Source organism: Gemmatimonadota bacterium, assembly GCA_040388535.1.
Lineage (GTDB): Bacteria > Gemmatimonadota > Gemmatimonadetes > Gemmatimonadales > GWC2-71-9 > Palsa-1233.
In genome coordinates this window covers 315,845-333,769 of record JAZKBR010000007.1, presented here as the reverse complement: position 1 = coordinate 333,769, position 17,925 = coordinate 315,845, and the positions used below count along the sequence as shown (strand labels likewise).

At 65.2% G+C, this 17,925-nt stretch carries 11 protein-coding genes; 8 read left to right on the top strand and 3 right to left on the bottom strand.

Annotation, left to right across the window (positions count from 1 at the left end; genetic code table 11):
• Positions 1-6 precede the first annotated feature (6 nt).
• Positions 7-2,601 (top strand): ABC transporter permease, encoded by a 2,595-nt coding sequence (locus V4558_14825; GenBank protein ID MES2306774.1) that lies wholly within the window; start codon positions 7-9, stop codon positions 2,599-2,601.
• 172 nt (positions 2,602-2,773) lie between these two features.
• The gene (locus tag V4558_14820; GenBank protein MES2306773.1) at positions 2,774-5,752 is read left to right on the top strand and encodes a fused MFS/spermidine synthase; all 2,979 of its coding nucleotides are present in this window, start codon (positions 2,774-2,776) and stop codon (positions 5,750-5,752) included.
• Positions 5,753-5,891: 139 nt separating this feature from the next.
• Here the strand turns inward: V4558_14820 and V4558_14815 are convergent, their stop codons facing one another.
• Positions 5,892-7,076, bottom strand: a complete 1,185-nt coding sequence (locus V4558_14815) for an alpha/beta hydrolase-fold protein (GenBank protein ID MES2306772.1) — start codon at positions 7,074-7,076, stop codon at positions 5,892-5,894.
• A 98-nt stretch (positions 7,077-7,174) separates the two neighbouring features.
• Between V4558_14815 and V4558_14810 the strand changes: the two genes are divergently transcribed.
• The 3 genes from V4558_14810 to V4558_14800 all read left to right on the top strand — a co-directional run bounded on the left by V4558_14810 (position 7,175) and on the right by V4558_14800 (position 11,799).
• Positions 7,175-8,536, top strand: coding sequence for an alpha-L-fucosidase (locus tag V4558_14810; protein ID MES2306771.1), 1,362 nt, complete (start codon positions 7,175-7,177; stop codon positions 8,534-8,536).
• A 91-nt stretch (positions 8,537-8,627) separates the two neighbouring features.
• The gene (locus tag V4558_14805) at positions 8,628-8,930 is read left to right on the top strand and encodes a hypothetical protein (GenBank protein MES2306770.1); all 303 of its coding nucleotides are present in this window, start codon (positions 8,628-8,630) and stop codon (positions 8,928-8,930) included.
• Positions 8,931-9,123: 193 nt separating this feature from the next.
• Positions 9,124-11,799: a DUF5916 domain-containing protein gene (locus V4558_14800; protein MES2306769.1), complete on the top strand. Its 2,676-nt coding sequence runs from the start codon at positions 9,124-9,126 to the stop codon at positions 11,797-11,799.
• Between the two features lie 162 nt (positions 11,800-11,961).
• On the opposite strand, the gene V4558_14795 is transcribed toward V4558_14800, so the two are convergent.
• Positions 11,962-12,894 carry a phosphatase PAP2 family protein gene (locus V4558_14795; GenBank protein ID MES2306768.1) on the bottom strand — a complete coding sequence of 311 codons (933 nt, stop codon included), beginning with the start codon at positions 12,892-12,894 and terminating at the stop codon, positions 11,962-11,964.
• A gap of 195 nt (positions 12,895-13,089) precedes the next feature.
• Here V4558_14795 and V4558_14790 point away from each other — a divergent pair, with 195 nt between their 5' ends.
• Complete coding sequence (locus V4558_14790) at positions 13,090-13,587, top strand: hypothetical protein (protein ID MES2306767.1); 498 nt, start codon at positions 13,090-13,092, stop codon at positions 13,585-13,587.
• Between the two features lie 5 nt (positions 13,588-13,592).
• Here the strand turns inward: V4558_14790 and V4558_14785 are convergent, their stop codons facing one another.
• Positions 13,593-15,749: a hypothetical protein gene (locus V4558_14785; GenBank protein ID MES2306766.1), complete on the bottom strand. Its 2,157-nt coding sequence runs from the start codon at positions 15,747-15,749 to the stop codon at positions 13,593-13,595.
• Between the two features lie 312 nt (positions 15,750-16,061).
• Between V4558_14785 and V4558_14780 the strand changes: the two genes are divergently transcribed.
• Complete coding sequence (locus V4558_14780; protein MES2306765.1) at positions 16,062-17,258, top strand: ATP-binding protein; 1,197 nt, start codon at positions 16,062-16,064, stop codon at positions 17,256-17,258.
• Between the two features lie 106 nt (positions 17,259-17,364).
• Positions 17,365-17,922: an elongation factor P gene (efp, locus tag V4558_14775; protein MES2306764.1), complete on the top strand. Its 558-nt coding sequence runs from the start codon at positions 17,365-17,367 to the stop codon at positions 17,920-17,922.
• Positions 17,923-17,925: the final 3 nt, after the last annotated feature.

Below are 17,925 nucleotides of genomic sequence, written 5' to 3'. Positions count from 1 at the left end.
AAACCGATGACCCTGCGCAATCTCTTTCGGCGCCGACGCTTCGAGCAGGATCTCGATGACGAGCTCCGCTTCCACCTCGAAATGCAGACCGCGCGCAATATCGAGCGCGGCATGACCCCCAATGCAGCTCGTGCCCTGGCCGAGCAGGAGTTTGGCAGGATGGAACACGCCAAGGACGAAGTGCGCGATGCCCGCGGACTGACCTGGTTCGACGATGTCCGTCGCGACGTCCGTTTCTCGCTGCGGACCCTCGCACGCACTCCCGGCTTCGTCCTCGTGGTGCTGCTCTGCCTGGGCCTGGGCATTGGCGCCAACGCCGCCATCTTCTCGATCATCAATACCGTGCTGCTCAAGCCGCTGCCGTACGAGAAGCCCGATGAAGTCGTGAACGCTTACGAAACATTTTTCATGGGCAGCGGAGACGGCTACGGCAGTGTCTCCTGGCCCAACTACGACGACTGGGCCACGCGCAACCGGAGCTTTTCCTCGCTGGCAGCCTCCAAGTCGACAGGTGTCGTCCTGCGTGGTACCGAGGCGACTGAACGCCTGAGCGCCTCGAACGTCACCGCCAACTACTTCACCGCCCTCGGGATTGCTCCGCTGCGAGGTCGCGGATTCGCGCCGACCGATGCGCAGGCCGCCGAGGCCGATGTCGTGCTTCTCAATGAGCGACTCTGGCGCACCCGCTTCGGGGCCGATCCCGCGCTGATCGGGCGCACCATCAACCTCGATGGTCGCGAACGCACGGTCATCGGGATCATTCCCGCGGCGGCCAGCATCAACACGATGGCCTGGTTGCCTCTGATCGTGACGCCAGAGGAGGCCGCGGCACGTGGCAGCCACAACCTGGCGGTCACCGGGCGGCTGCGCGCGGGAGTGAGCATCGAACAGGCCGAGACCGATCTGAAGTCGATCGCCGAGGCCATCAAGCGCGAACATCCTGACCAGGATCCGTCGCGTTCGGCTCGCCTCCGTCCGGTACTTACCGATGCCGTCGGCAACATCAAGCCGACACTGATGATCCTGCTCGGCGCCGTGGGGCTGGTACTGCTCATAGCCTGCGCCAACGTCGCGAACCTCCTGCTGGCCCGGGCTGCCTCGCGCCAGCACGAGGTGTCGGTGCGGCTCGCACTCGGTGCATCGCGCGCCAGGCTGGTCCGTCAATTCCTGATCGAATCGCTGATTCTCGCCACCGGCGGGGCGATCATCGGCGGCGCGCTTGCGTGGTTCGGCCTGAAAGCGCTGCAGCCGATGGTGGCGCGCGCGCTCCCCCGTGCCAGCGAACTCGCCATCGATGGCAAGATGTTCGTCTTCCTCCTGGGTGTTGCCGTGGTGTCAGCGGTGCTCTTTGGATTGGTTCCCGCGCTGCAGGCGACCCGCGGTGATCTGCGTGGATCGCTGACGCAGGCGGGGATGCGGGGGAGCACGGGGGCACAGGCCGGAATCCGGAGTGCGCTCGTCGTGGCCGAGATCGCGTTGTCGCTGGTGCTGCTCGCGGGCGCCGGGCTGTTGCTGCGCGGACTGCTGCTGCTGCAGGGGACCGCCACGGGATTTTCCACCGAGAATGTGCTGACAGCCCACCTGACACTGCCTGACTCGGCGGGGGCCGGGAAGGGCAACTTCGCGATGCCGTTGCTGGAGGCGATCCGGACCATCCCGGGTGTTCGGTCGGCGGGGATGATCTCGCGGCTTCCGATCCAGTCGACTGGAACCAACGGCAACTACAGCGTGGTGGGCCATCCCGCTCCCGAGCGCGGCAAGGAGCCGCTCGCGGAGTTCCGCTACACGACGCCGGGCTTTCTGACAGCCCTCGACATTCCGATCAAGGCGGGGCGCGATTTCACTGAGCAGGACCTGCGCGACACCACCAGTATCATCCTCATCAACGCGACACTGGCGAAGCGTGAATTTCCGAACCAGGATCCGATCGGCCAACGGATCAAGTTCGACGAGAACGAGCAGTACACGATTGTTGGCGTGGTCGGTGACGTGAAGCAGGGTGGGCTCGATCGCGAGGTGATGCCCGAGCTGCATTTCCCGGCCCGGGCCGGCGGGAACGCGCGCGACATGACCCTGGTCGTTCGCTCCACCGTGCCGCCCACCTCGCTGACGCCCGCGATCCGGGCAGCCTTGCGGCAACTCGACGTTGGCCAGCCACTCTATCGCGAGATGACGATGGACGACGTGATCTCGCTCTCGCTCACTTCCCGTCGCCTCAACCTCTGGCTGCTGGGAGTCTTCGCAGCGGTGGCGCTGGTTCTCTCTGCCACCGGGCTCTACGGGGTGATCGCCTACCTGGTCAATCAGCGCACCCGCGAGATCGGGATCCGGATGGCGCTCGGCGCGAAACCGTGGGGCGTCGTGGCGATGGTGATGCGCCAGGGCGGCACGCTGGTGCTGACCGGGCTCGCCCTGGGCCTGATCGGTGCCGCCGCGGTGACGCGCGTCATTGCTTCGATGCTCTACGGCGTGAGCCCGCGAGATCCGATCACTTTCGTGGTCGTCACTGCCGTCCTTGGCGGCGCGGCCCTGCTGGCCACGTTTGTGCCGGCACGCCGTGCGGCGCGAGTTGATCCGATCCAGGCGATGCGGAGCGAGTGAGAACCAGAGACTAGAGACTAGAGACTAGAGACTAGAGACTAGAGACTAGAGTCCGAAGACTGGAGATTGTGGGAGCCCGACGCGAGATTACTGGGGAGGGTTGAGGCCCTCTCTCATCTCTAATCTGAAGTCTCTAGTCTCTTGTTGTTTGTCCCCAATGCCGGCGGCCCGCATGGTCCCTCTGCTCTACGCCCTCTTCTTCCTGAGTGGCGCGGCAGGACTGATGTACGAGTCGGTATGGACGCGGTATCTCGGCCTCTTCGTCGGCCACGATGCCTATGCCCAGATTCTGGTGCTGGTGATTTTTCTCGGCGGGATGTCACTGGGGGCCGCGCTGGTTGCACGTCGCGCGGACCGGCTTGCCAATCCCCTGCTCGGCTACGCGCTGATGGAAGGAGCGGCCGGTCTCATCGGCCTGATCTTCCATGATGGCTTCATCGCCATCACCAATCAGGCCTACAGCGGCATCTTCCCGGCACTCGCCGGAACCCCCTGGCTGGGATTCGCCAAGTGGGGAGTCGCGGCGATCCTCATCCTGCCGCAATCGGTCCTTCTTGGCACCACCTTCCCACTGATGAGTGCCGCGGTGCTACGCCGGGCCCCTGCCGCCCCCGGCCGCGTTCTCGGGTGGCTCTACTTCAGCAATTCCATCGGTGCCTCGATCGGCGTCCTCCTCGCCGGATTTGTGCTCGTGGGTCTGGCGGGGTTGCCCGGTGTGCTGGTCACCGCCGCGATCCTCAATCTGGTGGTGGCGCTGGGGACCTTTCTCGTGGCTCGGCACGGAGCCGCACCGCCGGCACCTGCGCCCGCGGCGTCCAGCGCGGCCCCGGCCGACGGCCTCGCGCGACTGCTGCTCGCTACAGCCTTCGTTACCGCGATCGCCTCGTTCTGCTACGAGATCGACTGGATCCGGATGCTCTCGCTCCTGCTCGGGAGCGCCACCCACTCGTTCGAACTGATGCTCTCGGCCTTCATCCTCGGACTTGCGCTTGGCGCCTTCTGGATTCGTCGCAACGCCGATCGCTTTCCGGAACCGGTCCGCGCGCTCGCACTGATCCAGGTCGTGATGGGGCTGCTCGCGCTTGCGACCCTGCCGCTCTACACCGGTGCGTTTCACGTCGTCGAGCTGGTGATGGCGGCGACCACCAGGAGCGCGTCGGGTTACTGGATCTTTACTGTGGTGCGCTACGCCATCTGTCTCGTGGTGATGCTGCCGGCCACGATCTGTGCCGGGATGACACTCCCGCTCATCACCCGGCTGCTTCTCGCGCGGCAGCAGGGCGAAGCCGCAATCGGCAGGGTGTATGCTGTCAACACGATCGGATCGATCCTCGGCGCCGCGCTCGCCGGACTGCTCCTCCTGCCGTGGCTCGGGCTCAAGGGGCTGATCATCTTTGGCGGCGCGATCGATGTGGCGGTCGGGATCGCACTGCTCCGCACGACGACCCTCTCGCGTCGCAATTCAGCCCGGTTAATGGTGGGCGCTGCGGCGGTCGTGGTGATCGTCGTGCTGACAAAATTCGACGAAACGATGCTCACGTCGGGAGTCTTTCGCAGCGGCAAGGTGATCCCCACCGGTAACCTCGACATGCGCTACTACCGCGACGGACGTACCGCGACGGTGACTGTGTCGGAGTCGCCGAACGGGCTGCGGGTCCTCGCCACCAACGGCAAGTCGGATGCATCGCTCGGTCGGCTGTCGCGTGCGCCGTGCGACGCCCTGTTGCCCAGGCGGTCGCTCGACGGCGACGAGACAACCCAGCTCCTGTTGGGAATTGTGCCGCTCGCCTACCGACCGAAGGCCGTTCACGCCGCCGTGATCGGGCTCGGATCGGGGATGAGCAGCCACGCCATGCTCTCGTCAGCGAGCCTCAAGGAACTGGTCACCATCGAGATCGAGCCGCGCATGATCGATGGCGCCCGTTTCTTCCTGCCGGCCAACCGTCGGGTGTTCGAGGATCCCCGGTCACGCATCGTCGTCGACGACGCCAAGTCATGGTTTGCGGCGAGCAACCGCCGCTGGGACATCATCGTCTCGGAGCCATCCAATCCATGGGTCAGCGGCGTCTCGGGGCTCTTCACCGAGGAGTTCTACCGCCGCGTGCGCGCCCAACTCGCGCCCGGCGGAGTGTTCGCTCAGTGGTTGCAGGCGTACGAACTCGATGATGAACTCCTGCTGACGGTCCTGACCGCGTTCCACCGCGCGTTTCCAGACTGGCAGATTCACCAGGTCGGTGTCGCCGATCTGGTCCTCGTCGGGTCTCGCGACGGTGCCTTGCCCACGCCCGACTGGCAGGCGGCGGTCGCCTCGCCCGCACTCGCAGCGGACCTCTGTCGCAATCTTCCGCTGACCTCAGTGGCGTTGGAGTCATCACACTTTGCAGATCGACGGCTCCTCGCGCCAGTCCTCGATCGATTCGGCCAGGCCAACTCGGATTTCTATCCCGTCCTCGATCTCGGGGCTGAACGGCGCCGGTACGAATCCCGCACAGCAACCGGCATGCTTTCGCTGGGGGACCGCTGGTTCAATCTGTCGCGGGCGCTGAGCGATCGACGTGCAGCGCCAGTCGACTTTTCCACGCTCCTCTTTCCCGGCTTGCGAAGGTCTGCAGCGATGTGGCAACGGAGCTGGCAGAGCGCGCCGGCGCCCAGCGACAGCCTGCCGTGGCAATACGTGGCCCGATCGCAATACGCCTGGCAAGCCTGGCAACAGCTCGTCGCGGGAGATGCGGCGCCGGCCGACTGGCGGCCGTGGCTGCAGCAGTTTCTGGAAGTTGCGACGGTGCGGCACTCTGGCACCGCCGGCTGGATCGACTCGACCCTCTGGAATGAGGCCGAGCATTTTGCGATCACGCATCGCGCGCCACCGCGGGCGCTCGCGGTGTTGCACTTTCGTCGCGGAGTGCAGGCATGGGATCCCGAGACCGCGCTCAGCGCCGCGCGTGTGCTCGCCGATTCAGCCACGGTGACAGATGGCTGGATCGGTGGGGAAGAACTTCAGGATGGCGCCGTCGTCGCGGCGATCCGGATGGGGAGTCGGTCGCTGGCAGCGCAGTGGTATTTCCGGCTGGCGGGGTTCTCGCAACGTGGCCCCGAGGATTTGCGTTCGATGATTCTCCGCGCCTGGGCCACGAAAGAGACGAGAGACTAGAGACGAGAGACTAGAGACGAATGTCGCCCTGAACGAAGTGAGGGGGCGGATCTTTCGGTCCGCATGGAGGTTCGGCCCCCTCGCTGCGCTCAGGGTGACAACCTCTAGTCTCTCGTCTCTCGTCTCTCGTCTCTCGTCTCTACTTCCCCCCAATCCGCTTCTCGAGCTCCGCCAGTTTCGCCTGTGACACCGGGCCGATGATCGCGCCGGTCCGGTTTGCCATGGCGATCGCCTTCTGGTACTCTGCGCGCGCCTCGGTCAGCCGACCGAGTTGTTGCAGCGCATCACCCATGGTGTCGAAGGTGTTGGCCGACTTCGGAAAGCGCCGGATGTTCGCCTGCAGCATTGCGAGGCCTGTTTCAGGATGCGCGCGCAACACCGTCATCCCGAGACGGTTGAGGGCAAATTCGGGAGTGCCGAAGGTGACGCCGTAGTATTGCGAAAGCCGGGCAAACCAGCCGTCAACGGCGGCGACATTCATCGTCTGTGCCAGGGAATCCGGCGGGAGCCGATACTCGCGAAAGATCGTCTCGAGGCCGTCATAGACTGCCCGGTGTACCACGGAGCCGTGATCCTCATCGGGCAAGTAGCGATACCAGAAGCGCAGCAAGTCGGGGGCAGGGTGTTGCAGCGAATCGACGGCGCGGCGTGCCGCCGAGAGCATCTCGCTTCCGGAGTTGGCCGACACGAGGTAGAGGAAGGTGGGGCGGCTCACCGCGCCGCTATGCATCGCCTTGGCAAGACGGTCGACCGACGCTTCGTGGTCCCACCAGAGGCTCGGGTCAATGGCGATATGGGCCTGAAAGACCTTCGGGTGCCTCGCCAGCATCTCCGCGTTGAAGAGCCCGCCGAGCGAGTGCCCGATCAGGACCCGGAAGGGCAGGGTCGGATAGACACTGTCGATGAACGGGACCAGCTCGCGCTCGAGGAAGGCCGCAAACTGTTCGCTGCCGCCGCCGTGCCCATCGCGCGCGCGTTCCGCGGCGGGCGTGCGGATGAGTTGCGGCGTGAGGTCACGCGTCCGGTCGGTGTTCGTCACCGCCACGATCAGTGCCGGCGGGAGCCTGCCGTTGCTGCTGAGGAAGTCAACGATGCCGCGCACGTGATCGAAATGTCCGTCGCCGTCGAGCAGGTAGAGCACTACCGCGGGGGCCGGTAGCGTGGCGGCGGGCGGTGGCGGCTGGACAATGATGGTGCGGACTTCACCGAGGATCGCCGAGCGGATGCGATAGACCTGCGGCGCCGGCGGGAGGCCGGGCACCTGCACCTGGGCGCCGAGCGGGGCCGCGAGGAACAGCAAGGAGAGAACTGTACGGATCGGCATCATGCCTCGCAGAGAGCGTCGCGTGGAATGTACGCATTGGATGCTCCGACCGGGGAGCTATCTTGAGACTGCTTACCATTCTTTCACGGAGCCAGACCGTGTCTGCAACAGAGCTCCCCCGCCGCGACTTCATTGCCCTTGCTGCCGTGGCGGCGCTCGGCCATCCGTTTCGTTTCCGCTCGCCGCTGCTCCGGCCGCGTCCTTCCGCGTCACAGCTGCTCTGGCAACGCGATGAACTCGCGCTCTTCACGCACTTCGGCGTCAACACCTTTTCCGATCGCGAGTGGGGCGACGGTAAGGAACTGCCCGCGAGCTTCAATCCGCCCGCACTCGATGCGCGCCAGTGGACCTCTGCGGCAAAGGCCGCCGGCTTCCGGACCGTCGTGCTGACAGCCAAACATCACGACGGCTTCTGCCTCTGGCCCACGGCCACCACGAAGCATTCGGTCGCGGCATCGCCCTTCCGGAACGGCGCCGGTGATGTCGTGCGTGAGGTCGCCGATGCCTGTCGGGCGGACGGCCTCCGTCTCGGTCTGTATCTCTCCCCGTGGGATCGCAACTCGCCCGTGTATGGCACCGAGCTCTATTCCGATTTCTACTGCGATCAGCTCAGCGAACTCCTCACCCGATATGGTCCGGTGCACGAGGTCTGGTTCGATGGTGCGAACGGTGAAGGGCCGACTGGCCGCCGGCAACTGTACGACTGGCCGCGATACTGGGGACTCGTGCGTACGCTTCAACCCGATGCCGTGATCTTCTCCGATGCCGGCCCCGATGTCCGCTGGATCGGCAACGAGAGTGGCTCGGCTGGGGAAACGAACTGGTCCACCGTGGACCCGAGCGTGGTACCTGTCCCTGGCAGTGATGGCCCCGAAGTCATCCGAATGCTGCAGGAGGGCGATCCGGACGGCACGGTCTGGCGGCCAGGCGAGACCGACACCTCGATTCGCCCAGGCTGGTTCTATCACCCCGCCGACGACGACAAGGTTCGCACCGTGGATGATCTGGTGTCGCTTTACTTCAGCTCGGTGGGGAGAAATTCCAAGCTGCTCCTCAACGTTCCTCCGACGCGTGAAGGTCTGCTGCATCCAACGGATGTCGCACGACTGGCCGGCATGCGGGGCGCGCTCGATCGGCTGTTCGGACATCCGTTGGTCCCGACGCGTGCGGCCCCGGGCCACGTCGGTGCCACGCGCCTGACCGTGCAGCATGACTTCCGCCGCCCCACGCCCGTGGGACTCGCCCTCCTCGCGGAGGATATTGCGCAGGGGCAGGTGGTGGCGCACTGGCGACTCGAGGGTCAAGCGAACGACGGGTGGTTACCACTGGCCTCCGGTACGACGATTGGCCATAAGCGAATCGTCCGCTTTCCGACAGCCACCCTTCGCCGCGTGCGGCTGGTAGTGGCCGAGTCTGTTGCATCGGGGCCTCCGCCGATGCTGCAGCTCTTCGCGGGTTGAAGCCGCCGCTGTGCGCGAGGACGGTATCGTGTCGTCCACAGGGCAGCTACCCGCGACCCTGCGGCACACGCCAGACGCCCGAGGATTGGCCATGACCAAATCATCAGAGTCACCCAAGGATCACCGTGATGCGCCCGCTACCACTCGCCGCGAAGAAACGCCGGCCCTCGAAGGGCGGGAGCCCCTTCCCGAGGAACTGACGGGGCGCGCCAGCGGCACGGACGAAGACCTCGCGACGCTGTTCGAGAATGAGTCGGCCAATCATCTGCGCGACGGCTTTCGTGGCGGGAGCGACGACGACAGCGAGACTGACGTGATCAAGGTCGACGATGCGTCGATCGAGGAAGCCGGCGACAGCACACCTGACGTGGAGGAGCACGACCCGACCCGCTAGTCGCGCGCGGTCGCTCCAGTCCGTGCTGGAATGAGAACCACCCTGCTGGAATGGCTCCGCGTTAGCATCGTGCCAAATCGAGTCGCCCAAGAAACCACACTCTCGTCCCGACCGTAACTCGACAGCTGTAGAGGTGAGGCCGCGAGCAACCGCTCCAGTGTCTCATCTCGCCTGCCCGGGAGTCGAGAATCCGATGCCGTTCCGACCACAGTTTGCCGTCCTGCTCCTGCTCGCGGCCGTCCACCCGAGCTTCGTCACTGCACAGCTGCCGGCAACCACGGCGGCGCACGCCCAGGTGCCGCGGGCGCAGGCGTCGCGGCTCACCGGGGAGATCCGGCTCGATGGTCGGCTCGACGACGCGGCCTGGCAGGCAGCGACTCCGTTCGAACTCGCCACGCAACGCGCTCCCGACGAGGGGAAGCCGCCAACCGAACGCACCGAGATCCGGGTCCTCATCAGCTCGAATGCCCTCTACATCGGGGCGAGGATGTTTGATCGCGACGCCGCGAAGATCATTCGACGACTCGGGCGCCGCGATGACAACATTCGCGGAGACGGACTGAGCATCAGTCTCGACGCCCGTCATGATCATCTGACCGCGTTCGAATTCGATGTGTTCCCGGCCGGAAACAAGGGCGATGCCGCGATCGGCGCGGACGGTCAGCCCGATGTGTCGTGGGACCCGGTCTGGGAAGTCGCCACTTCCACCGATCGCGACGGCTGGACGGCGGAACTGCGGATCCCGCTCTCCCAGCTTCGCTTCGATCGCAATGCCGACGAGTGGGGTATCCAGATCGCCCGGCTGATCCAGCGGAAGGAGGAGGTCGATGTCTTTTCGTATGTGCCACGCAATGAGAACGATGGCGTGAACCGCTACGGCCATCTCGCCGGCATGAGCGGGCTCAGCACGCCACGCCGGATCGAGTTGACGCCATACGTCTCGGCCACGGAGCAGTACGACCAGACGGCGCCAGGGAATCCGTTCCGTGATGGCTCCGATTTCTCCCGCAACGCCGGCGCCGATCTGCGGCTCGGCCTCACCAGCGATCTCACGCTCGACGCCACGATCAATCCGGATTTCGGGCAGGTCGAGGTCGATCCCGCGGTCGTCAATCTCTCGGCCTTCGAGACGACCTTTCCGGAAAAACGGCCGTTCTTCGTCGAAGGCGCTGATCTCTTTTCATTCGGTCAGTTGCATGTGTTCAACAGCAACGGCACACCCAACACATTCTTTTCGCGGCGGATCGGCCGGCAACCACAGGGATTCATCGCCAATCCTGACGCGACCAACGAAGACATTCCCACGCAGACCACGATCGCGGCGGCGCTGAAGCTCACCGGCAAGTTGAAGGGGGGCTGGTCGGTCGCCCTGCTCAACGCAGTGACTCCGGAAGAGCGTGGACGCTATGTGACCACACCTGGCGGGGCCGTCCAGCGCGCGGCAGTGGAACCGCTGACCAACTATTTCGCCGCTCGCGTCCGCCGCGAGTTTCATCAGGGAAACACCGCCATCGGCGGTCTGGTGACAGGCGTGAACCGCTCACTCTCCGATTCAGTGCTCGCGGGGCTGCTCCGTAGCAGTGCTTATCTGGGCGGTGTCGACTTCACGCACTTCTGGGGCAATCGCAACTGGGCGCTCGATGCGTCGTTCGCGACATCACTGCTGCAAGGGAGCGCGAATGCGATCGCCCGGACCCAGCGCTCGAGCGCCCGCTACTTCCAGCGACCCGATGCCACCGATCTGGATTACGACCCGACGCGTACGTCGCTCTCCGGCCACGCAGCGCAACTCGGGCTCACCAAGGTCGCGGGCGGGCACTGGGCGGGAAGCATCGCGTTGCAGGAGAAGAGCCCCGGGTATGAAACCAATGACATCGGCCTCACCAACACCGTCGGTCGACGCGGCGTGGCCACCGACATTCATTACTTCGAGACCAAGCCCGGGAAAGTGTTTCGTCAGTGGACCGTCGGCCTGCTCAGCGGCAATGAATGGAACTACGACGGCAATCACACCACCAACTTCATCGGCTCGATCCAGAATCTTACCTTCCGGAATTTCTGGCAGCTGAACACCAATGTCTTCCACAACCTGCCGTCCTACGATGACCAGTTCACTCGGGGCGGTCCACTCGCGAAGCTCCCAGCCCGCACCAACGTGAATCTCTCGCTGCGGTCGAGCTCTCGTCACGCGCTGCTCCTCGGCGTTGACGCCAGCTTGAATTCGAACCCTGCTGGAGGTTTCGGACGTACTCTCGGCCTGAGTGTGACCTATCAGTCGGGGCCAAACATGCAGTTGAGTTTCGAGCCATCATTCGCGCGCTTTCACGATGTGAGTCAATACATCCAGCGGGTCGATGACCCGCAGGCGCTGACGACCTATGGCCGGAGGGATATCTTCGCGATCCTTGACCAGCGCGAGTTGGCGCTCAATACCCGTCTGAACTGGACGCTCACCCCGAAGCTTTCGGCGCAGCTCTTTGTCCAGCCGCTCATCTCGACCGGTGACTTCAGCGACTACAAGGAGTTCGCCACGCCAGGGACATTCAATTTCGCGGTGTACGGCAAGGACCGCGGCACGATCACGCACGACGATGTCGCTGGCCGCTACACCATCGACCCTGACGGGGCCGGGGCGGCGGCACCCTTCACGCTCGGCGACCAGAACTTCAACTTCCGGTCATTGCGTGCGAACGCCGTGCTGCGCTGGGAATACCGGCCGGGCTCCACGCTCTTCCTGGTCTGGCAGCAATCGCGTGAAGAGACCGTCGACATTGGCGACTTTTCGTTCCGCCGCGACTTCAACGCCATCTTCAATCGGCCCGCCACCAATGTCTTTGCGGTGAAGGCCACGTACTGGCTGGGGTTGTAGCAGCGAGAAGGGGGAAGCGGGAAGCGGGAAGGGGGAAGGGAGAAGGGTGACGGGTTGTCACCCTGAGCAAAGCGAAGGGGCGGCGCTATCACTCCGGATGATAGTTCCGCCCCCTCACTGCGTTCAGGGTGACAACCCGTCACCCATCACCCATCACCCTTCTTACGTGGTCCTGTCGTCGAGCGGGGCCAGTCGTGGGGTCGCCCAGACTGCGACCAGTGCGATGGCCAGACCAGCGACCGCATCCATGGCATAATGGACCTGGAAGTACACCACGCCGATCAGGATTCCCGCCGCTACCGGGAGAAGCGTCCATCCGAGCGCGCGCCAGTGCCGCAGCGCGAGGAGCACGGCCGCCGTGGATGCAGCGACGTGACTCGACGGGAAGGCGGAGCCCCACGAATCACCCCCGTCAATCAGCTGGCGCACCATACGGGTGGGGAAATCGCTTCCCGCCCCTGGCGTCGGCCAACCCCAAGCGTAGGAGGGGCCAGCGACCGGGAAGATCAGGAAGATCAGGTAGCAGGTGAGGAAGACCAGCGAGATCCCGAAGATGGTCTGACGAGCCTGGGCGCGATATCCCTTCCACCAGAGCGCTGCGGGTGCAAGGATCACGGTCGGGAAAAAGAGGAGATACGAAATACCGAGCGTCCACGAGAGTGCCGGACGCGACACATCACGGCTCCAGTCGTAGGGTGTCTGTCCGAAGGTGGCGTGATCCCACGCTTCGACCATGTGGTCGAACCCGGCGCCGTTCAGTGCCCGCGGGCCGTTCAGCAGTCCAACCGAGGCATAGACGGCAGTCAGGATGAAGAGCGGGTACCAGTCAGCCAGGACGCATCCCTTCTGCTGGGCGCGACGACGCGCCTCGGACGCGAGCCCGACGAGACTCAGGAGCAGGAGATGGGTAAGCAGGAGCCAGCCGATTTCCCTGTGCGGCATCGGCGCGCCGAATCGTCCCACAGACTGGCCGATCAGGATACTCGCGGAGCAGACCGTATAGAGCGCGGTCAGCTTGTCGAGCGGCGTGAAGGCCGCAGAGATCCTTCGCGGCCACGCGATCGTGGTCGATGTCCATACTGCCGGTGTTGCCAAACCGAGGTCTCCCGTCCGATGCCTGGGCGGTGAAGGGGGCCTCGGGCTCCCGAGGACCCCACAATCTGGCGACGGACGGTGGTACCCGCCAGCCTGACCCCCTCCAACGGCCTCGACCCTAAGGGCGTACCTGCAACGTAGACCCGGCGGGCAGAGCCGGGTCGCAACTCGTTCCCTGCAGCCAGGAGCCACACCGTGAAGTCCTCCCCATTCCTTCGGGCCACCCTGGTACTCGCGGCGGTCCTTGCTTTCCCGGTGGGCGCCCGTGCCCAAGGCGGGGGCGGCGGGATGGCGGGTGGCTTCGGGGGAGGGATGCCGCAGGCCCCCCGACTCGTCCAGGGCGACGTTTCAGGTCCCCCGGGGGCGGACTCGGTCAGGTCGGGGCTGAAGCTCGATTCGACGGTGGCGGCCGGCTACGCGACGGTGCTGACGGCCCACCTCGCGGCCACCGCGGCCCTGCGGGACAGTGTCGGCCGCAGCGCCGAGGCTGCCGGGATCGCCCGAGCAAAATTCAAGTCCACGGCGACCCTGCAGGAACAGACGATGCTCGCGCTGATGCTTGATAAACTCGTCAAGCGAGTCCGCAAGGCGGATGACGACTTTCTCGAACAGCAGGTCAAGCCGCTGCTGTCCAAGGATCAGTGGAAGCGCTACAAGAAGTGGATCGATCAGGAGCGAACGCCCAGCTTCTGAGCGCGTTAGAGCTTGAGGAGCGGGAGCAGCGCGTCTCGCAGCGCAAACCAGAGGAACTGCGGCAGGGTTTCCTCCGCGCTCCAGTTGTGGTTGATGGTTCCGTCGAGCGGCGGCTTCTCCTTGTCCGGATTGTCGTCGCGAATGACGAAGGCATTCGCGGCAAACTTGGCCACCGCGCGTTTCAGTTTCCCGAAGAGGTTGGTCTGCTCGCGCGCAAAGCCGGGCACTTCCACGCCGAGCCCCTGCCATCGAGGTGCTACGCTTCCCCGCGCGACGCCATTCGTGACGGTCGCATCGAAGCGGACGCTGGTGATCTGGCCGCGAATGAATCGGACTCCCGTTGCATCGACGATCAGTCCATTCATTGCGGTCGCGTCCATTGCGCCCACGGATCCGCGCCACTTCATCCTGAAATCGCTCGCGAGCAGCGGCACTTCGGCTTCGAAGTGCAGCGCGCCCGCTCCCATCAACCGGGCATCCGCACGGACGATCAGCGGCGTGCGCTCGGTCATCCGCACGCTATCGGTGCTCACGTTGAGCAGCGTCGCCCGCACCCCTTCGAAGGTGAGGACACCCGGACGTGGTGCCTTGGCGTCGCGCTCCCGGTACTGGACGCGACCCGCCACCACAACGGTGTCGGCGTGCAGGTGCAGGCCGAGGGATCGCAGCGCACCCTGCGGCGTGGCATGGTGGCTCTTTCCGGGCGCCGACGGTTTCCCCTTGTCAGACAGGATGTCGAGGGCGAAGCCGCGCACGTCGGCCCGTCTGATCTGATAGCTGCCATCGTGCAGATATTCGGTGACCTTCGCCCCGAGCACCGAGACCCCGGCCACGTCGAGCGCCGTGCGGGAGATGCGATAACGGTTGCGCCGAAGGAATGCCGCATCATTGCCGAGTGGTGCGACGTGCAGTCCCTCGGCATTGAGTTTGCCGGCTGGCAAGTCGACATCGAGGCGGGCGAGCGAGATTTCACTGGTCGCGGTCCGGCGGGCAATGCCGCGCGCGTCCATCGTCACCGGACCCACCGGCAGCGCATTCGACCAGGTCGCGGAATCGTTGTCAAACCTGACGTGTGCCAGGGAGAGTGAGCGGATCGACGTCGTCGCAGCGTCGCCCGGACTGCTGCCCCGCTCGATCACGCTGAGCGCGGTCACGGCAAAGGTGTCGAGCCGGATCGCGCGGTCGAGTGCGCGAAGGGTTGCCTCGACGGTGCGAGGCTTCCGACTGAAGCCCACCTCGGATTTTGCGGGCCCGCCGACCGGAACGGTGATCGAGCCGGAATCCAGGCTCATTCGCCCTACCGAGACGTCGCCCTCCGTTGCGAAGGCGCGCCAGTCGACCTCGCGCAGTGCCAGGTGCCCAACCGACAGCGCAGAAAATCCCAGCGAGTCGCTGAGCCCGCCCGGCAGTGGCTCATAGATCAGCCCGTCGAGTTGCACGGTGCCGTGCGACAGGTTGGCGGCGAGGTGGCGCACGCCAAGCCGCGTGGCAGATTCGCGACTTCCCTCGAAGCCGTCGAGCGTCACCGTGGCGTCGCGGGAAAAGAGGGTACTCCGACGGGCCGCCGGTTCCTTCGGGTCGTAGTGGAGTGAATCGAGACGCACCGCGAGGCGATCGAAGGCAACTGCGGTCCGCCGTCCAGAGCGACCCGATATGCCGATCGCCAGCCGCACCTGCGGGAAGGTGAGGGTGTCGATCCGGACGTAGGGGACCTCGCGTGGCAGGTCGATGTTCTTCTGCAATACGAGGAAGGCGCTGCTGTCATTCGGGCCCTTGCTGGCACCCTTGGGCCCCGGCCTGGGGACTTCGGCGACCAGAGCCACAGTGTCGCAGCCGACCTTGCTGATCTGGAGCCCGCGGCCGGCCGTGAGCCGATCGAGGTCGATCCCTTCGAGCGAACAATTGCGGAATCGCAGCGTAACCGATGGCAGCGGTGCCTTGCGTCGCCCGTTCGCTACCGGATCCGTGATGACAATGATGGTGTCGATCCCGATCCGCCGACGTTCGACGTCGACTCGAATGGTGCTCGCCGAGAGCTGGTACGCTCCCTCGCTCAGGCGCCGTACCTCCTTGGTCGCCCAGCGCCGCACCGCGGGATCGGCGATGGCCACCGCGCCGCGCCCGATCTGCCAGCGGTTCGTATAGATCAGGAATCCCGCCACCAGCGCGAGGCCGAGGACGATGCCCGCGGCAATGGTGACAGTGCGATGCGTAAGCTTCAGGGCACACCTGACGAAAGGGTTTGCAAGGAATCCTCACGCCGGTTGGGCGCGGGCACAATAGCGAAGACGTTGTCGCGCCAAAGTGTGGCACGCTCGCCCCAAACCGCTACAAGGATCGAGGGCCGGCGAGCAGAACTATTGTAAGTCATTGCAACACAGGCATTTGCGGTCTTGCAGCCGAGTAGCTGCTCCCGGCCCGCCGCTTGCTCTTCAGGGGGGTGACGTGGTGTGGCACATCGCTACACGCCGCCAATGACTTTGCCCGGAATCGCACTCGTGACCTTTCCAGCCGTCGAAGACAACGTTCGCTACGACGATCAACTTGAAGCGCGTCTGCGTCATGTCGAGAAGATGGACGCGGTCGCTCGTCTGGCGGGCGGCCTCGCGCAGGATGTCGGAAACTTGCTGACGGCCGCCTCGGGGAACGTTCGCGAACTCCTCGCGGAGTGCGACGAGGCCCACCCGATGCGTGAGAGGCTCGAGGATCTTCGCGAGTCGGTGCAGCGCGCCTCCTCGGTCACCAGGCAGCTCAACACCTTCGCCCGGCGTCAGCCGCGCCGGCCGGCGCTCGCCGACCTCAATCAGGTCGTGGTGCAGATGCGCCCGTTGATTCAGCGGCTCAGCGGCGCGTTCGTCGCGATCGAGGAACGCCTCGCCGACAATGGGGCCTGGATCGAGGCCGATGTCGGTCAGCTCGAGCAGATTCTCCTGAATCTGGTTGCGAACGCGCGCGATGCGATGCCGCTTGGCGGGACCTTGCGCATCGCGACGTGGCAATGGGAATTGTCGCGGCAACGCGCCCACCGCTACGGCACCCTCCCGGCCGGGAGCTGGACGGTGCTGGAGGTTCGTGACACCGGTGCCGGAATGGATGCCGAAGTACTGGAGCATCTCTTCGAACCGTTCTTCACCACCAAGGGCCCGGGCGAAGGCACAGGGCTTGGCCTCGCGGCGGTCTACGGCCTCGCCCGGCAACTAGGCGGCCAGGTGCTGGTCGAGAGCGCTCCAGAAGCTGGGAGCGGCTTCTGGGTCTGCATTCCCGCCAAGCCCGCTCCAGCGGGCCGGGTGCCGGTGAACAACCTCCCGGAAGCGATTCTCGTCGTCGACGATGACGAGTGGGTCCGGACAGTCACGGCGAGAATCCTGAAGCGGGCCGGCTATGGAGTGCTCGAAGCCGACCACGCGACCTCGGCGATGGAACTCCTCCGCGATGTCGCCGGCGGCTGCGTCCGGCTGGTGCTCACCGACATCCTGATGGCGGGCGGCAATGGCCGGGCGCTGGCGGAGGCGGTGCGTCGTGACCATCCCGGCGTGCGCGTGGTACTGATGTCGGGGGCACGGGCAGATCTCCTCCCCACTGAGCTGACGCGTGCCGGGTATGGGCCGGTGTTGTCCAAGCCGTTTACCGCGATGGAGCTCCTCGCGGCGGTCCGAAGCGAGGGAAGCTGAGCCTCCTGCACTCGGCGGGACCCTTGTCCCGGGGGCACCAGCGGTGGATTTTACGCCCCGCGCGGGCCGTGGAGCCCGCCCGGGACCGTCACCACCGAGAGCCACGATGAAAGCCAACGACATCCGCAAGGGCAATGTGATCTACTACGAGGGGAAGCCGCACCTCGTGATGGACTTCACCCACCGTACGCCGGGCAACCTCCGCGCCTTCGTGCAGGTTCGCCTGCGCAACCTCGCCAATGGCATGTCGACCGACCATCGCTTCTCGGCCACCGAGCAGGTCGAGGAAGCGCGGCTCGATACCAAGGCGATGCAAGTCGTCTACACCGACGGCAACGGCGTGCACGTGATGGATGCCGACACCTACGAGCAGTACACGCTCGATCCCGAGCTCGTTGGCGAAGATGCCGCCTGGATGCTCCCGGAGATGAGCTTCGACGCCGTCTGGCTCGAGGGGAAGCCGATTTCCTTCACGCTCCCCAAGTCGATGGAAATGGAAATCATCGAGACGGCCCCGGCGATGAAGACGGCGACCAAGAACGCCTCCTCCAAGCCCGCCAAGCTGAGCAACGGAGTCACCATCAACGTGCCCGAGTTCGTGGCGCAGGGCGAGCGCGTGCGGGTGAACCCGGCCGAGCGCGCCTACATCGAGCGCGTGAAATAAAAC

Bases quoted from the DNA above. Each gene is read 5' to 3' on its own strand.
- V4558_14825 (MES2306774.1), top strand. From the start codon at position 7: ATGACCCTGCGCAATCTCTTTCGGCGCCGACGCTTCGAGCAGGATCTC.
- V4558_14820 (MES2306773.1), top strand. From the start codon at position 2,774: ATGGTCCCTCTGCTCTACGCCCTCTTCTTCCTGAGTGGCGCGGCAGGA.
- V4558_14815 (MES2306772.1), bottom strand. From the start codon at position 7,076: ATGCCGATCCGTACAGTTCTCTCCTTGCTGTTCCTCGCGGCCCCGCTC.
- V4558_14805 (MES2306770.1), top strand. From the start codon at position 8,628: ATGACCAAATCATCAGAGTCACCCAAGGATCACCGTGATGCGCCCGCT.
- V4558_14800 (MES2306769.1), top strand. From the start codon at position 9,124: ATGCCGTTCCGACCACAGTTTGCCGTCCTGCTCCTGCTCGCGGCCGTC.
- V4558_14780 (MES2306765.1), top strand. From the start codon at position 16,062: ATGACTTTGCCCGGAATCGCACTCGTGACCTTTCCAGCCGTCGAAGAC.
- efp (MES2306764.1), top strand. From the start codon at position 17,365: ATGAAAGCCAACGACATCCGCAAGGGCAATGTGATCTACTACGAGGGG.